Genomic DNA, 15,649 nt, shown 5'->3' on the forward strand with positions numbered 1-15,649 from the left:
TCACCGGTCACCGAACACGCCCTCGGGGGCGTCGTGCACCGTGAGGACGCGGTTCAGGTTGGTCAGCTCGAGCACCGCCCGCACCTGCGCGTTGGGGCGCGCCAGCCGGAGGTCGCCGCCCGCCTGCCGGGCCCGCTTGAGACCCGAGACGAGGGCGCCGAGACCGGAGGAGTCCATGAACTCGGTGCTGCCCAGGTCGACCACCACGAACGGGCGTCCGCCGTCGATGACCTCGGTCACGACGGTGGTGAGCTGACGGGCCGACACCATGTTGAGGCGCCCGGTCGGCGTCACGACGCTGACCTCCGTGCCCTGCTCTGCCACTGCGATGTCGATCATGCGTCCTCCTTGGCCGGCGTGAAGCCCCGGTAGCGGGCCGCACGGATGATGATGCTGAAGATCGCCAGGTCGAAGACGACCCAGGCGAGGTTGGTGAAGGTCCCGAGCGGGGTCGCCTGCCCGACCGCGAGGCGGAGGAGGCCGATCGCCGACGCGACGATGAGCGCGCCGATCACGTAGAGCTGCGGCTTCACGAGATCCCACCTGGGCTTGCCGCTCTCGGCGCGCACCTTGGGCGTCACGGCGAAGTCGAGCGGCTTGCGGAAGAAGACGTTGGCGACCGCGGTGGTGACCGACGAGATCCACACGGGGAACAGCGCGAGCGAGTACTGCTGCCCGCGCCACGTGCGCTTGCCGCGGCCGACCACCGCGAACAGGAGCTGGTTGACGAGGAGGAACGGGATCAGCCGGGTGAAGAAGTCGGTCGAGAGCGCCTGCACGGGGAGCACGCCGAAGACCAGGTAGATGATGGGCGCCGCCACGTAGACGATCGCCGTGAAGCCGGAGAAGTAGCTCCACATGGTGGCGAAGTACATGAGCCGCTGCGGGATGGACAGCGCCTTCTGCAGCAGCGGGTTCTCGCGGAAGAACACCTGGATCGTGCCCTGCGCCCAGCGGAGGCGCTGCGTGAGCATGGTCGGCAGGTCCTCCGGCGCGAGCCCGTAGGCGAGGACCTCGTCGTGGTACGCGGACTTCCAGCCGAGCCCGTGCAGGCGCATGCAGGTGGCCATGTCCTCGGTGACCGAGATGGTGGCCAGCGGCATGATCGACTGCGCGTCGTCGTCGCGGTGCACGTCGATGTCGCGGACGATCGCGCGCACGGCGTCGAGCGCCCCGAGCGGCGACCAGTCGCGCTGCGCGAGGCGCGTCATGGCGCTCTCGTCGACGAGCGAGACCGCGTCGCGCTCGGCGGAGTGGCGGCCGGCGAGCGCGGCGATCTCGGCGAGGTCGGCGTTGAGCGCGGCCATGTCGTCCTGCACCATGCGGGCGGCGATGGAGTCCACGCGCTTCTGGAACCGGTAGGTGACGTCCGCGAGCGCCTGGCCGCGGCGGAGCTCGGCGCGGGCCCGGCGCACGTCGTAGGCGACGTCGTCGAGCGCCTTGCGCAGCTCCAGCTGGTCGGGATCGAGCTCCTCGCGCGCCTTGTCGATCACGTCGCCCGCCGTGCGGAGCGCGCGGAACACGCTGATCTCGATGTCCGTCACGTACCGCGAGACGCCGAGGAGCATGAGGGCCTCGCGGCGGAGGATCGCGTTGGATCCGCAGAAGAACGCCGCGTTCCACCCGTCCTTGCCCTGCTGGATGGGGCCGTAGAACAGGGGCGCCTGGCTGCCGAGCGGATCCGAGTCGGGCACGTTCACGAACACCTGCGGCGTCTGCACGAGCGCCATGCGACGGTCGTCGAAGTAGCCGAGCGTCTTGTCGAGGATCTCGGGCACGGGCACCTGGTCGGCGTCGAGGATGAGCATGAACTCCCCCTCGGTGGTGAGCAGCGCGTTGTTGAGGTTGCCGGCCTTCGCGTGACGCGCCCGGCCCGACCAGTCGGCCGAGCGGGTGATCCAGCCGATGCCCTCGGCCTCGGCCAGGTCGCGGAGCTCGGTGCGGTTGCCGTCGTCGAGCACCCAGGTCTTGTGCGGGTAGGTGATGCGCTGGGCCGCGCGCGCCGTCTCCATCACGAGGTCGAGCGGCTCGTTGTACGTCGCGATGAAGACGTCCACCGTGAGGCCCGGCTGCGGCGTCGGCGGCTTCGGCCGGTCGCGGGCGCGCCACATCGTGAGCCCGAACAGCAGCGAGTCGATGAGGCTGTACGTCTCCGCGAGCACGAGCGGGATCGCGATCCAGAGCGCCTCGGTGTTCACCGAGAACAGCAGCCGCCAGATGATGTAGTTCAGGCCGAGGATCGCCGTCACCACGGCGAGGAAGCGGATGAACGCGAAGCGCAGCGGCGACCGGCCCGTGGTCGGCGCGCGATGCGTCGAGCGGCTCACGCGCGGCTCACGGCGAGGACGGTCACGTCGTCGAGCGGCGTGCCGACGGAGGCGAGGGCGCGGACCCGCTCGACGAGCGCGTGCACGCCGCCTGCCTCGGTGACGAGGCGACCGATGGCCGCGAACGCGGGATCGCTGCCGCCGAACATGTCGAAGAGGCCGTCGCTGAAGGTCACGAAGGTGTCGCCGCGCGCGAGCACCGCGTGGCGCTCCTCCCAGCGGTGCCCGGGGTCGATGCCGACGGGCAGGTCGCTCGTGTCGAGGTGGGTCACGCTGCCGTCGGGGTGCACGACGATTGTCAGCCCGTGCCCCGCGTCGGCGTAGCTGAGGAGACCGGACGCCTGGTCGAGGTGCCCGTGCTGCAGCGTGACGAAGGCGCCCGTGCGGTCGAGGTCCGCGTCGAGGGAGCGCGCGGCGTCCGTGACCATGAGGCCCGTGTCCTCGAGGACGCCCGCGCCGTAGCGGTCGGCGGTGCTCGCGATGCCGCGGAGGACCGCGCGGACGGTGGCGGTGAGGATCGCGGCGCCCGTGCCCTTGCCCATCACGTCGGCGAGGGAGAAGCGGAGGCCGGACGCGGTGCGCTCGTAGTCGTAGAAGTCGCCGCCCACCACCTGCGCGGGCACGCACACGGCGGCGATGCAGTAGCCGGGGATCTCGACCTCGGCGGCCGGCAGCAGGGCGGACTGCACCGCCTGGGCGCGGTCCATCTCGGCGCTCGCGATGAGCTCGCGCTGCGCCCACTCGGCGAGCTCGGCGAAGAGCGCGAGCTGCCCGGCGTCGAGGCCGCGCGGCTGGACGTCGTACAGGCAGAACGTGCCGATGACGAGGCCCTCGGAGTCCCGCAGCGGATGCCCGGCGTAGAAGCGGATGTGGGGCTCGCCCGCGACGGTGGGCAGGTGCCGGAAGACGGGATGGTCGCGCGCGTCCTCCACGACGAGGAGCCGCTCCTCGCGCACGGTGGTGTCGCAGAAGACGCTGCTGATGGGCGTCTCGGACAGCTCGGCTCCGGCGCAGGACGCGAACCACATGCGGTCGTGGTCGGCCAGGCCGATGGTCGAGAGCGGCACGGAGAACGCCGTGCGGGCGAGGCGCGTGACGCGGTCGAAGCGCTCCTCGGGCGGGCCGTCGAGCAGCCCCAGGGCCTCGACGGCGCGCTGCGCCGCGGCCGCGTGCGCGTCCTCGATCAGAGTCATCCCCGCCCCCTCGCCGACGTGGACCCCCGTCCACGGCACCCGGTATTGCCGGGCGCGCTCAGCTTACGTGCCCGGATCCATAGGGGACGTACTAAGTGGCGCTACGCGGATGACCTCGGTGGTCGTCCCAGTGGTCGCCGATCGGCTGCTAGCTTCGGGAGCGGACCGGGGGATCACATGGCATCAGCACGGCGACCGGAGCTCCCCTACCTCGACGGCATGCGGGGCGCCGCCGCCCTCGCCGTCGTCGCGTTCCACGCCTTCCTCTACACGGGGCTCAGCGGGCAGGCCTGGCGGGACGTGCCGCTCCTCGGCTGGATCACCGGCTACGGCTACCTCGGCGTGCCCGTCTTCATCGTCCTGTCCGGCTATGTGCTCATGCTCCCCGTCGCCGGCCGTCCGGGGCTCGACCTCCGGCACGGCACGGCCACCTTCCTCCGACGCCGGGCCAGGCGGATCCTCCCGCCCTACTTCGCCGCCCTCGCGCTCAGCCTGCTGATGGCGCTCGTGCTCCCCGTGATGCGCGACGGCACCGGCACCGCGTGGGAGAGCGCGGCGCCCGCCACCCCGGCCGGGATCATCTCGCACGTCCTCCTGCTCCATGACCTCTCCCCCGACTGGGTCAGCCAGGTGAACGCGCCGCTGTGGAGCGTGGCCGTGGAGTGGCAGATCTACTTCCTCATGCCGCTGGTGCTGCTGCCGCTCTGGCGGCGCTGGGGCGGGCTGCCCGTCGTCGCCGCTGCCACGGTCGTCATGACCGGCGCGTCCCTCGCCGGCTTCGCCCCGTGGGCCTGCCCCTGGTTGCTGGGCCTCTTCGCCGCGGGGATGCTCGCCGCCGAGCTGACCGTCGGCGCGCGCCCGCGCTGGGCGTCCGACCGGCTGCTGCTCGCGGTGGCCGGGGGCGCCGCGGCCGTGCTGGTCCTCGGCATCACGGTGCTGCAGGGCAGCGTGTGGGCAGCGGAGCTCGTGGCCGGCGCGGGCCTCGCGTCCCTCCTCGCGTGGGCGGGGGCCCGCACGATGGCCGGATCCCTTCCCCGCGCGCTCGGCGTCTTCGTCACCCGTCCGGCGCAGCGGCTGGGGCTCGTCTCGTACAGCGTGTACCTCGTGCACAGCCCGTTCCTGGCGCTCGGGAACCTCCTGCTGCTGCCGCTCGGGCTGCCGACGGGCGCCCACGTCGCCCTGATGCTGCTCGTCGTCGCGCCGCTCGCGGTCGCGGCGGGCTTCGGCTTCTTCCAGCTCGTCGAGCGGCACTTCCTCAACACGCGGCAGGTGCACGTGACGGAGGCGGCGGATCCGGATGCGGCGCCCCTCGTGCCCGAGCCCGCGGCCTGAGCGGCTCGCCGCGCGGTGCCCCCGCAGGGACTCGAACTCCACTCCGCCCATGTCGAGTCACCTTCGTGGCCTGCGGGGATGACCGACAAGACCCTCCCCGCGACTCCCCCGCCACAACGCCCCACGCGGCTCCTCAGGGGCCGGCATCGTACCCGCGTCGCCAGGCGGCGCCAGCGTCGAGGACCGGTCGACGTCGTGGTCGTCCCGCCAGTACCTCGCGGCGCTCGTCGGCAAGCGGGCGGGCGAATCCCCATCACGCGGCTCGGTGCCGGCGGCTGCCGCCCTTCAGCGGTCCGCAGGCATGGTCGGCCTGGTCGGGGCAGCATCGGAACGCGCCACCGCTGCCACGGTGCGCATGGGGCGACAGGGGTCCGTAGGACCCGCTGGGCCCCGGCGAGCCGATGCTCCGCGCCTGGGAGCGCAGCAGCTCGGGGAGGAACGCGAGCAACACCGGGTCCTCCACGCGACCAGTCCCGCCGCGCCCCGACCCCGAAGCGCCCTACCTCCCATACCACACAAGTAGACACCAGGAGCCTCTCCGATCAAATCCGCATCGGCCCCATCGCGCGTGCTACCGTCCGGCGCTATAGGCGACCGAGGCCGCTGACAAGTGGGTCATTCGGCCCACCACTGTAGGGATCCCGACACGAGGGGAAGACCGCGACATGAACCGACCGGCACAGGCATCAACCACAACCGAGCACAGCATGAGACAAAGAAGGGCCCGCCGGTCTCGACTACTGGCGGCGGCTTCGGTCTCCGTCGGATTCGCGTTGGTCTCTTTGGCAGGCGCGACCCCGGCGCAAGCTGCGGGCGCCCCCTATTTCGAGATCTTCTATGGTCCGGGCTGTGCCGGCGGCGAGTCGTCATCGCGCGTCTACACGGGCGCGAACAGCGGTGAGGGATGGGTCGATGACACCTTCAATTCGAACGGCTGGGGTGACGCCGGTTACGGACAGCGGATCCGGGACAATGCTGCATCCATAGAGATAACGAGGGCCACGGTCACGATCTACACCGATGGACCCCAAACCAGCTGGCAGGCGTCGACTGCCAAGCAGGGTTGCTTCGACTTCCCGGACGGCGTTCGTAATCACAATATCCAGTGGACAACCGCCTCATACGGCGGCTAGCCGCAGCTGACACTTGCTCCGGATGAGCGGGGTCGAATTCACCGGCCCCGCTCATCAGAGCAAAACGAGCAATGCTCTGACGCCTTCACGATTGCCACGAACCGGCAGCGTCCCCTGCTCGCTCCTGTCGTGACGTTCGACGGGATCCTGCGCCCGCGCGCAGCGCCTCCGACCTCCCGGCGAGCGCCCGACGCCCCGGCGAGCGCCGAGCACCTGCCGGCACCCCCGCGCGGCCCCGCCACGACCCCTATCCCACCGGCACCGGCACCGGCACCGGCACGCCCACCGTGCCGCAGCGCCCACCCCGCGGCGGGCCAGCCCCGTCGACCAGAACCACGGCGAACGCCCGCGGATCCACCGCCCGCGCCGCCCGCGACGAGATCACGACCGACGACGCCATCACCCAGATCCGCCTCCACGTTCAGCGCTGACGCCCCGCGGCGCCCCCAGGATGACGAGCGCGCAAGTGCGTACCCCGCTGTGCGGGGACCGCGTCTACCACAAAACAGGACGAAAAAGCGTCTTCACCTGAATCTGAATCATGCTCATCTCGCGTGCTAGCGTCCGGCGTCATGGGCGGCCAAAGGCCGCCGGGATGTGGGCCATCCGGCCCATCAAGCAATCCCAGGGATCACCACTCAAGGGGATGACCGCGACATGAGCCGATCAGCAACAGCTCGAACAGGAACCAAGCGCGAACCGGGACAGCGAAGGGCACGCCGGCCTCGACTGCTCGCAGCCGCTTCGGTTCTCGTCGGATTCGCCATCGTCTCGTCGACGGGCGCGACTGCGGCGCAAGCCGCAGACGTCCCTGCGTTCGAGATCTTCTACGGCCAGAACTGCTCTGCTGGCGCGACGGCGTCGCGCATTTACACGGGCGTGAACAGCGGTGAGAAGTGGGTCGATGACAGCTTCAACACGACTCGCTTCGGCGTCAACGGGTACGGACAGCGCATCAAGGACAACGCTGCATCCATGTACCTGAGCCATGCCAGAGTCATCATCTACACTGACGGCCCCCAAAGCATCGGATGGGAGGCGTCAGGAGCCGCCCGCTGCGTGAACTTCCCGGATGACATCCGCAATCTCAACACCCAGTGGGCAACCGCCGCGTACAGCGGCCAGTAGTTTCGGCTACCACCCACGTCGAGCGGGTGGGGTCGGATCTGCAGACCCCATCCGCTCGCCCTCGTGGTCCGGATATACTCACTCGAGCCGCTGACTTGAATTCGCTCTGTATTGATTTGCGCGAACCCACTAGGCAAGTCCTTTTCCGACGAGCAACGCGACCGTGCCGATGTGCGCGGCCAGCGCGACTCCCAGCCCCGGCGTCCCCCACCGTCCGCCATGCGTGTGCCACGCCCGCGGCCGCAGCCGCCGCACCCGCTCGACTCAGCGGTACGGCCCACGTACCGCACCGCCGACGCCCGGCGGCCGACATGGACGGCAGGCACGTTCAGCGGAAGGAGGGAGGGCGTGCCCGAGCGCACGTTGGGGCGTGAGGACCGCCATCTCGCACCACGCGGCGAGCACCACGGCGAGCGCACAACGTGGCTCCTCGAGCGCGGCCAGCACCAGAGTCCTGCTCAGCCACCCAGCGAGCGCCGGGCCCCCGCACCCGCTCGGATGCCCGCACCGGGAGCGCCACCACAGCGGGCGGCACTGCACGGTCAGGACGGTGGGTCTTGGGACTCACGCCGAACGGTGAACCACTCGGGGTCGTCGGGGAAGAAGTAGAGGCGGTTGTTGTTGCGTGAGCGGCGGAGATGGCCGTAGTAGGCGAACGCCGCACCCGTGAGGTCGGCGACGTCGCGGATGCGGGCACCGGCGAGGACGGCGGCCAAGAAGTCGCGTTGGAGACGGATGGTGGGCTGGGTCCCTCGGCCGAGGTTCAGCCATGCTCCACCGCTGACCTCATCGGTGTTGGCGAATCGGATCGTGCCCCAGAAGATGCGGCGACGATCAACGAACGTCGCAGCGCTGGCACCCGCGAAGACGCACCAGTCGCGCACGGTGGTCTGCGTGCCGTCGGGCAACGTCAGGAGTTCCGTGCTGGTCGCGAAGCCAGGGATACGGACCAGGCGCCGCAGGAGCCTGTTGAGGTTCATCCCGCGCCGTGACCGACCCATGACGGGCGTCCCCCCGTGCCGTCGGCCTCGACGCGCCCCCGCATCGCCGTCCGCGGCGTCGGTGACGTGGACCGGTACGTCGGAGTTCATGGGACGGAGGATCAACCCGCCGTCCTCGGCGTCGATGGCGGCGACGTCCTCCAGATGGTTGGCGCCGCCCTCACCGCTCGTCGTCGCGAGCGTGCAACCCTCGTTGTGGGGCCTGGCCCCGAAGCACGCCGGACGCCCGTTGATGGCACGTCGGACGTAGTACGCGTCAGCGTCGCACTCGGGGCACGTGAGCTCCGCACGCAGCCCCTGACGCTCAGCACTGGTGAGAGCTTCGAACTGCTCGGCCGTGTAGGTGCGCCCGCTCACGCCGACGCGTGCTTCTTCCATCTGATCAGGGTGTCCAACGGGCTCGGAGCTGTCCAGACCCACCGGTGCATCCTGCACGTTGCGTTCTCGCCGGAGTCGACACCGCCACCGCCGAGGGAGAGACGAAGGCAGACTGTCAGTCGAACCGCGGTGAGCGCAGAGGTCCGCTGCCCGGAATCCCGCACGATGCCGACACGGCCCGCGACGAGCGTCGCAGGCCTATCAGGCCGCGCACTCTTCGAGCGGCTGAGGCCGACAGCACGAAGCACGGCGGCACCCGGTGCCTTCGGTGGTGAAGCGAGCGCCTAGCCAGTGGTGCCCCCGCAGGGACTCGAACCCTGACCTGTAGCGATTTTAAGTCGCCCGTCTCTGCCAATTGGACTACGGGGGCGTGGCGCCGGGGCGCTCCCGACAGCCTACGGTCGGCCGGCGGATCCGCGGTGCCCGGGCATGACGACGGCCCGCACACTGCTGCGTGCGGGCCGTCGTCGGAGGTGCGGGTGGATCAGGCGGAGGGCTTCTCGTCCGCGGTCTCGGCGCTGGGCGCGGAGCTGTAGCTGCCCGCGAGCGCCGGGGACTTCTCGCCCTCGGCGGGCGCGTCGGCCTTGTCGTCGGCGGCCTTCTTGGCGGGCGCCTCCTCCTTCTTCGCGGGGGCGGCCGGCGCGGCGTCCGCGGCGGGACGCGGGCGCGACGCGAACGTCTCGAACGCGGTGCGCGGGGTCTCGCGCGCCTCGAGGGAGACGATGTCGCGGCCCCAGACGAGGTTGTTCACCCAGCCGGTGACGACGCGCGCCTTGCGCTCGAAGGACGGGATCGCGAGGCCGTGGTAGCCGCGGTGCATGACCCAGGCGGGGAAGCCGGTGATGCCGAGCTTGCCCGACTGGAACGCACCCTGGTAGAGGCCGAGGCCCGCGACGGCGCCGAGGTTCTTGTGGAAGTAGTCGGTGATGCCCTCGCCGCGGAGGCTCGCGGTGAGGTTCTTCGCCATGAGCTTGCCCTGGCGGACGGCGTGCTGCGCGTTGGGCACGCAGAAGCCGCCGACGCCGCCGCCCGTGAGGTCGGGGGTGGCCGCCACGTCGCCGGCGCCCCAGGCGTCCGCCACGATGCCGTCGTCGCCCTCGACGCGACCGTCGGCGCGCACGCGCAGGCGCCCGCGCTCCTCGATGGGGAGGTCGGTGTTCTTGAGCATCGGGCTCGCCATGACGCCCGCGGTCCAGACGATGACGTCGGACTCGAACGACTCGCCGGTCGACAGCTCGACGACGCCGCCCACGGCGGACTTGAGCTGCGTGTCGAGGTGCACGAGCGCGCCGCGCTCGGCGAGGTTCTTCAGCACCCAGTGGCTGGTCTCGAGCGACACCTCGGGCATGATGCGGCCCATCGCCTCGATGAGGTGGAAGTGCGTGTCCTCGAAGTCGATCTCGGGGTACTTCTTCACGAGGTCGGTCGCGATGCTCCGCATCTCGGCGAAGACCTCGATGCCGGCGAAGCCGCCGCCCACCACCACGAAGGTGAGGAGGCGCTCGCGCTCGGGGCCGGCGGGCAGGGTGGCCGCGCGGTCGAAGTTGGCGAAGATGCGGTCGCGGATGGCGACGGCCTCCTCGATGGTCTTCAGGCCGATGGCCTCGTCCGCGACGCCCGGGATCGGGAACGTGCGCGAGACGCTGCCCGCGGTGACGACGATGATGTCGTACGCGAACTCGTACGGCTCACCCACGGGCGGCGTGATGGTCGCGGTCTTCGACGCGTGGTCGATGCCGGTGACCTTCGCCGTGACGACGTTGGTGGTGCGGAGGTGGCGCCGCTGCGAGACGACCGCGTGGCGGGGCTCGATGGATCCGGAGACCACCTCGGGCAGGAACGGCTGGTACGTCATGTACGGCAGCGGGTCGACCATGGTGACCTCGGCCTCGCCGGATCGGAGGTGCGACTCGAGCTTCCATGCCGTGTAGAAACCGGCGTAGCCGCCGCCGACGATCAGGATTTTGGGCACGATGGATGACTCCCTGCAGGTTGTGGTCGAAATCAGGCTACCCCTTCCGGAGCAGCCGCCTGAAATGCCGCCACGCGACGACCGCCATGGCCGCAGCCAGCGCCGCGAAGACGGAGAGGACGAGGGCCGGGATCCCCACCTGGCGCAGCTCGCCCGCGGTCGGCAGCGGGTCGGCCGCGGGTTCGCCCGCGGGGGCGTCGGCGGGGACCGCCGGCGCGGCGTCCGGGGTGGCGGACGCGGCCGGATCCGGCGTGGCGACCGGCGCGCGGCGGTACAGGCGCACCCACTCCTCGAGGTCGCCCAGCGGCTTGCCGCTCGCGGGCGCGACGTCGGCCGTCACGGCGGCGGCCGCGTCGACGAGCCCGCGCCCGTAGATCTCCGGCTGGCCCTTCTGCCTGGCCGTCGCGAGCACGCGCTCCACCACGTCGTCGGCCTTCAGCTCCGGATGCGCGGCCCGCACGAGCGCGACCACGCCGGAGACGAGGGGCGCCGCGCCGCTCGTGCCGCTCCACTGCACGTACCGGCCGCCGGGCTCGACGCCCACGAGCTGCTCGCTGGGCGCGGCGACGGCGATCGTGATGCCCTGCGACGACGCGTCGAAGCTCGCGGCGCCCGCGCGGTCGACGCCCGCGACCGCGAGGACGCCCGGGATCGTGGCGGGCGCGCCCACCTCGGTGGTGCCGCTCCCCCGGTTGCCGGCCGCCGCGACGACCACGACGTCGTGCTCGTAGGCGTAGAGGAAGGCGCGGTCCCAGCTCTCCGGCCAGTCGAGCGAGTTGCGGGTGAGGGACATGTTGATCACGCTCGCGCCGTTGTCGACGGCCCAGCGGACGGCGTCGGCGATCTGCGCGTCCTCGTCGCGCGCGCCCGCCGTCGGGCCACCGAGCGCGACCGAGACGCTGAGGACGCTCGCACCCGGGGCGACGCCGATCACGCCGGATCCCGTGCCCGTGCCGCGGCCCGCGAGGAGCGAGGCGACCATGGTGCCGTGCTCGCTGGAGGCGCCGACGGGCTTCGTGCCGCCAGCGGATCCGACGCCCGAGACGTCGGTGCCGCCCACGACCGCGCCGCGCAGGTCGGCGACCGACGCGTCGACGCCCGTGTCGATGACGGCGATCTTCACGCCCTCCCCGCGGGTGGTCTGCCAGGCCTGCTCCACGCCGTAGTCGGCGAGCCAGTACTCGCGCTCGCGCACCGGATCCGCCTGGGCGGGCGTCGCCGCGGTGAGCGCGGCCGCGAGGGCGAGGATCCCGACGACGCCCGCGCGCGCGAGGCGGCGGCCGGGCCGGGCCGGCGCGCGCGGGCCCGACGCGGAGGTCATGCCGCGTCGTGGTCGGCGCACTCGCAGACGTCCGGCGACCACGAGGCCCGGGCCAGGGCGATGTCGCCGATGGGGTTCACGCCGGGCCCCGCGGCGAGCGCGTGCCCCGCGAGCGCGTGCAGGCACTTGACGCGCACGGGCATGCCGCCCGCGGAGACGCCGGCCAGCTCGGGCACGACGAGGATCGACTCGCGGTCGGCGAGGTAGGAGGCGTGGGCGGCGGCGTACGCGTCGCGCAGCGCCTCGTCGTCCGCGAGGTCGTCCTGCAGCTCGGCCATGACGTGCTCGGCCTCGAGGTGCGAGATGGCCGCGGTCGCGGCGGGGTGGCACAGGTAGTAGAGCGTGGGGAACGGCGTGCCGTCGGCGAGGCGCGGGGCGGTGCTGACGACGGTGGGGTTGCCGCAGACGCAGCGGGCGGCGATGCCGACGACGTCGCGCGCGGGGCGGCCGAGCTGGGCGGAGACGACGCGGACGTCGCGCTCGGAGGGCGGGTCGAAGGGGGGTCGGGTCACTGGTCGCCTCCCTGGACGGATCCCTGGAGCTGGTCGGGCGGGGTGTCGCTGAGGGCGCTCGTGAGCGCGGATCCGAGCAGGGACTGCACCCAGTCCCGCTTCGTCTCCTGCAGGTCCGCGCTGATGGGCGCGCCGTCCGGCGTCGTGGTGGCGGCGTCGCCTGTCGCGGCGGGCAGCCCGCGGACGAGGTAGCTCGTCTCGCCGGGCATCACGTAGAAGAGGCGGTCGCGCACCTGCGCCTTGAGGAAGGCGGGGTCGTCGTAGCGCGCGCGCTGGTCCTGGAGCTGGGCGATGGTGCCCTTCTGGGCGTCCACCGCGCTCTGCAGGCTGGTGAGCTGCTGCCGCTGCTCGAGGTAGATGCGCAGGCCCGGGGCGAGCACCACGACCGTGAGCACGAGGAGCACGAGGACCATCACGGAGAACCCGGAGAAGCGCATGCTGCGGAGCCAGTTGCCCGCGGGGGCGTCGCCGTCGGGCAGGGCGACGGGGACGCGCTCCGGGCGCGGGGCGCGGCGGGCGCGGAGGGTGTCGAGGCCGGGGAAGCGGGCCATCGGTCCTCCTTCGTGTGCGTTTCGGGTCGTGCGGGGGTGGGACGGCGATCCGCCCGCGCCGGGTGGGCGCGGGCGGATCGGCCGGATCAGGCCTGGAAGCGCGGGAAGGCGCTGCGGCCGGCGTAGACCGCGGCGGCGCCGAGGTCCTGCTCGATGCGGAGGAGCTGGTTGTACTTCGCGACGCGCTCGCTGCGGGCGGGGGCGCCGGTCTTGATCTGACCCGCGTCCACCGCGACCGCGAGGTCGGCGATGGTCGTGTCCTCGGTCTCGCCGGAGCGGTGCGACAGCACCGTGGTGTACCCGCTGCGCTGCGCGAGGCTGACCGCGTCGAGCGTCTCGGTGAGCGTGCCGATCTGGTTGACCTTGACGAGGATCGAGTTGGCGACGCCGCGCGTGATGCCGTCGGCGAGGCGCTTCGGGTTCGTGACGAAGAGGTCGTCGCCGACGATCTGCACCTTCGAGCCCAGCTCGGCGGTGAAGTGGTCGTAGCCGGCCCAGTCGTCCTCGTCCAGCGGGTCCTCGATGGTGATGAGGGGGTAGGACGCGACGAGGTCGGCGAAGTACGCGGTGAGGTGCGCCGCATCGACCTTCTGGCCCTCGAACGTGTAGGCGCCGTCGGAGTAGAACTCGCTGGACGCGACGTCGAGGCCGAGGGCGATCTGCTTGCCCGCGGTGAAGCCGGCGGCGTCGATGGCCTCCATCAGCAGGTCGAGCGCGGCGCGGTTGCTGTCGAGGTTCGGGGCGAAGCCGCCCTCGTCGCCGAGGCCGGTGGACAGGCCCTTCTTCTTCAGCAGGCTCTTGAGCGCGTGGTACGTCTCGACGCCCCAGCGCAGTCCCTCGGAGAAGGTGGACGCGCCGACGGGGAGGAGCATGAACTCCTGGATGTCGACGTTGGTGTCCGCGTGCGAGCCGCCGTTGATGACGTTGAGCATGGGGACGGGCAGCGTGTGCGCGTTCGGGCCGCCGAGGTAGCGGTAGAGGGGCAGCTCGGCCGAGTCGGCCGCGGCCTTCGCGACCGCGAGGGAGACGCCGAGGAGCGCGTTGGCGCCGAGGCGGGACTTGTTCTCGGTGCCGTCGAGCTCGATCATCGTGGCGTCGATGATGCGCTGGTCCGCGGCGTCGAGGTCCTGGATGGCCGGGCCGATCTCGTCGACGACGGCGGCGACGGCCTTCTGGACGCCCTTGCCCAGGTAGCGGCCCGCGTCGCCGTCGCGCAGCTCGTACGCCTCGAAGGCACCCGTGGATGCGCCGGACGGGACGGCGGCGCGGGTGAACGTGCCGTCCTCCAGGAGCACCTCGACCTCGACGGTCGGGTTGCCCCGGGAGTCGAGGATCTCGCGTGCGTTGACTGCTTCGATGGCTGCCACGGAATGGTCTCCTTGCGTTGCGGTGAGGGGGTGGGAAGTCGGGTCCATCCTAGCCGCGGGGTCATTCCGGGCCGCGGGCGGCGGGGCCCGCGCGCAGGTGTCGCGCAGGTGACGGATCAGCCGCGCGGGCCGCCGTCGAGGGGGCGTTCCTGCAGGCTGGCCGCGTCCGCCGTGTCGGCGTCGACGGCCGCGAACGTGCGGAAGCCCTGCTGCTTGAGCGCCTCGAGGAGCGGCGCGACGTTCTTGGGGCGCGGCTCCAGGCGCACGCGTCGGCCGGATGCGACGAGCTCGGCCTTGAGGCGCGCGAGCACGGCCACCGGGGTCCGCCGGTCGTGCACGAGCGCGATCGCGTCGGCGTCCTCCGCCGCGGGCAGGACGGCCAGGTCGACGATCCGCTCGAAGCCGATGGAGAAGCCGGCCGCCGGCACGTCCTGGCCGAGGAAGCGGCCGATCATGCCGTCGTAGCGGCCGCCGCCGCCGACCGAGCTGCCGGAGGCGGGGTGCGCGATCTCGAAGATCGTCCCCGTGTAGTAGCCCATGCCGCGGACGAGGGTCGGGTCGAAGCGCAGCGTGACGCCGTCGGGCAGGCCGACGAGCGCGCCCGCGAGCGTCTCGAGGTCGGCCACCGCGTCGGGGTCGACGCCCGCGGGGAGGATCCCGGTGATCGCCTCGACCGTGAGGGGGACGCCGCCGTCGGCGAGCGCGGGCTCGATGCGCTCGAGGATCCCGCCGAGCACCGCCGCGGAGTCCGCGCCGCCCTCGGCGAGCTCCGCCACGACGCCCGCCGCGCCGATCTTGTCGAGCTTGTCGATGCTGATGAGCGCCTGCGCCTGCCGCTCCGGCGCGAAGCCGCACGCGTCGAGGATCCCGCGGAGGATGCGCCGGTCGTTCACGCGGATGGTGCAGCCCCTGAGCCCGAGGGCCGCGAGCGTGGCCGCGGTGGCGGAGATCAGCTCGACCTCGGCCAGCTGGCCGGCCTCGCCGATGATGTCGATGTCGCACTGCATGAACTGGCGGTAGCGGCCCTTCTGCGGGCGCTCGGCGCGCCAGACGGGCGCGGCCTGGATCGACCGGAAGACGCCCGGCAGCTCCGCGCGGTGCGAGGCGTAGAAGCGCGCGAGCGGCACCGTGAGGTCGAAGCGGAGCCCGAGGTCGGAGAGGGCGAGCACGTCGCCTCCGTCGGCGGCCGCGCGCAGGTCGTCGCCCGAGAGGCCGCGCTTGAGCACCGAGTAGGCGAGCTTCTCGTTGTCGCCGCCGAGGCCCGCGTGCAGCCGGCCGGACTCCTCGACCACGGGCGTCTCGATCTCGTCGAAGCCGTGCGCGCGGTAGGTGCGGCGGATGATCGCGAGCGCCTGCTCGCGGCGGGCCTTCTCGGCGGGCAGGAAGTCGCGCATGCCGCGGGGCGGCGTGATCTGCTGGGGCATCCCCCGATTC

13 protein-coding genes and 1 tRNA gene are annotated in these 15,649 nt (G+C 72.0%); 3 read left to right on the top strand and 11 right to left on the bottom strand.

Features of this window, described 5'->3' with window-relative positions:
• Genes ITJ40_RS14260 through ITJ40_RS14270 form a run of 3 tightly spaced genes read right to left on the bottom strand, consistent with a single transcriptional unit; the run spans position 1 to position 3,520 of the window.
• Positions 1-339 (bottom strand): STAS domain-containing protein, encoded by a 339-nt coding sequence (locus tag ITJ40_RS14260; protein WP_063072562.1) that lies wholly within the window; start codon positions 337-339, stop codon positions 1-3.
• On the bottom strand, positions 336-2,327 hold the full coding sequence (locus ITJ40_RS14265) for a glycosyltransferase family 2 protein (RefSeq protein WP_194667701.1): 1,992 nt from the start codon (positions 2,325-2,327) through the stop codon (positions 336-338). The genes ITJ40_RS14260 and ITJ40_RS14265 overlap by 4 nt, the downstream gene beginning before the upstream one ends.
• The gene (locus ITJ40_RS14270; protein ID WP_194667702.1) at positions 2,324-3,520 is read right to left on the bottom strand and encodes a PP2C family protein-serine/threonine phosphatase; all 1,197 of its coding nucleotides are present in this window, start codon (positions 3,518-3,520) and stop codon (positions 2,324-2,326) included. Before ITJ40_RS14270 ends, ITJ40_RS14265 begins: the two co-directional genes overlap by 4 nt.
• Before the next feature lie 177 nt (positions 3,521-3,697).
• Here ITJ40_RS14270 and ITJ40_RS14275 point away from each other — a divergent pair, with 177 nt between their 5' ends.
• The 3 genes from ITJ40_RS14275 (at position 3,698) to ITJ40_RS14285 (ending at position 7,113) form a co-directional block, all read left to right on the top strand.
• The gene (locus tag ITJ40_RS14275; protein ID WP_194667703.1) at positions 3,698-4,852 is read left to right on the top strand and encodes an acyltransferase; all 1,155 of its coding nucleotides are present in this window, start codon (positions 3,698-3,700) and stop codon (positions 4,850-4,852) included.
• A 665-nt stretch (positions 4,853-5,517) separates the two neighbouring features.
• On the top strand, positions 5,518-5,985 hold the full coding sequence (locus ITJ40_RS14280; protein ID WP_194667704.1) for a hypothetical protein: 468 nt from the start codon (positions 5,518-5,520) through the stop codon (positions 5,983-5,985).
• A 657-nt stretch (positions 5,986-6,642) separates the two neighbouring features.
• Entirely contained in the window at positions 6,643-7,113 is a 471-nt protein-coding gene (locus ITJ40_RS14285; protein ID WP_194667705.1) for a hypothetical protein, read from the top strand.
• Positions 7,114-7,655: 542 nt separating this feature from the next.
• Here ITJ40_RS14285 and ITJ40_RS14290 read toward each other — a convergent pair.
• From ITJ40_RS14290 to hisS, 8 genes are all read right to left on the bottom strand, one after another.
• A complete protein-coding gene (locus ITJ40_RS14290) occupies positions 7,656-8,492 on the bottom strand; it encodes a hypothetical protein (RefSeq protein WP_194667706.1) in 837 nt (278 codons plus the stop codon).
• 292 nt (positions 8,493-8,784) lie between these two features.
• Positions 8,785-8,862: transfer RNA gene (locus ITJ40_RS14295), tRNA-Leu, on the bottom strand.
• 114 nt (positions 8,863-8,976) lie between these two features.
• Entirely contained in the window at positions 8,977-10,464 is a 1,488-nt protein-coding gene (locus tag ITJ40_RS14300) for an NAD(P)/FAD-dependent oxidoreductase (protein ID WP_194667707.1), read from the bottom strand.
• A gap of 37 nt (positions 10,465-10,501) precedes the next feature.
• Entirely contained in the window at positions 10,502-11,785 is a 1,284-nt protein-coding gene (locus ITJ40_RS14305) for a S8 family serine peptidase (RefSeq protein WP_194667708.1), read from the bottom strand.
• Complete coding sequence (locus ITJ40_RS14310; RefSeq protein ID WP_194667709.1) at positions 11,782-12,297, bottom strand: DUF501 domain-containing protein; 516 nt, start codon at positions 12,295-12,297, stop codon at positions 11,782-11,784. Before ITJ40_RS14310 ends, ITJ40_RS14305 begins: the two co-directional genes overlap by 4 nt.
• Positions 12,294-12,848: a septum formation initiator family protein gene (locus ITJ40_RS14315; protein ID WP_194667710.1), complete on the bottom strand. Its 555-nt coding sequence runs from the start codon at positions 12,846-12,848 to the stop codon at positions 12,294-12,296. The genes ITJ40_RS14310 and ITJ40_RS14315 overlap by 4 nt, the downstream gene beginning before the upstream one ends.
• Positions 12,849-12,934: 86 nt before the next feature.
• A complete protein-coding gene (eno, locus tag ITJ40_RS14320) occupies positions 12,935-14,215 on the bottom strand; it encodes a phosphopyruvate hydratase (RefSeq protein ID WP_119382226.1) in 1,281 nt (426 codons plus the stop codon).
• 116 nt (positions 14,216-14,331) lie between these two features.
• A complete protein-coding gene (gene hisS, locus ITJ40_RS14325; protein ID WP_194667711.1) occupies positions 14,332-15,639 on the bottom strand; it encodes a histidine--tRNA ligase in 1,308 nt (435 codons plus the stop codon).
• Between the last annotated feature and the right edge of the window lie 10 nt (positions 15,640-15,649).

The sequence above is a fragment of the Clavibacter sp. VKM Ac-2872 genome (assembly GCF_015351105.1).
Classification (GTDB): Bacteria; Actinomycetota; Actinomycetes; order Actinomycetales; family Microbacteriaceae; genus Clavibacter.

Bases quoted from the DNA above. Each gene is read 5' to 3' on its own strand.
- ITJ40_RS14260 (WP_063072562.1), bottom strand. From the start codon at position 339: ATGATCGACATCGCAGTGGCAGAGCAGGGCACGGAGGTCAGCGTCGTG.
- ITJ40_RS14270 (WP_194667702.1), bottom strand. From the start codon at position 3,520: ATGACTCTGATCGAGGACGCGCACGCGGCCGCGGCGCAGCGCGCCGTC.
- ITJ40_RS14275 (WP_194667703.1), top strand. From the start codon at position 3,698: ATGGCATCAGCACGGCGACCGGAGCTCCCCTACCTCGACGGCATGCGG.
- ITJ40_RS14280 (WP_194667704.1), top strand. From the start codon at position 5,518: ATGAACCGACCGGCACAGGCATCAACCACAACCGAGCACAGCATGAGA.
- ITJ40_RS14285 (WP_194667705.1), top strand. From the start codon at position 6,643: ATGAGCCGATCAGCAACAGCTCGAACAGGAACCAAGCGCGAACCGGGA.
- ITJ40_RS14290 (WP_194667706.1), bottom strand. From the start codon at position 8,492: ATGGAAGAAGCACGCGTCGGCGTGAGCGGGCGCACCTACACGGCCGAG.
- ITJ40_RS14305 (WP_194667708.1), bottom strand. From the start codon at position 11,785: ATGACCTCCGCGTCGGGCCCGCGCGCGCCGGCCCGGCCCGGCCGCCGC.
- ITJ40_RS14315 (WP_194667710.1), bottom strand. From the start codon at position 12,848: ATGGCCCGCTTCCCCGGCCTCGACACCCTCCGCGCCCGCCGCGCCCCG.
- hisS (WP_194667711.1), bottom strand. From the start codon at position 15,639: ATGCCCCAGCAGATCACGCCGCCCCGCGGCATGCGCGACTTCCTGCCC.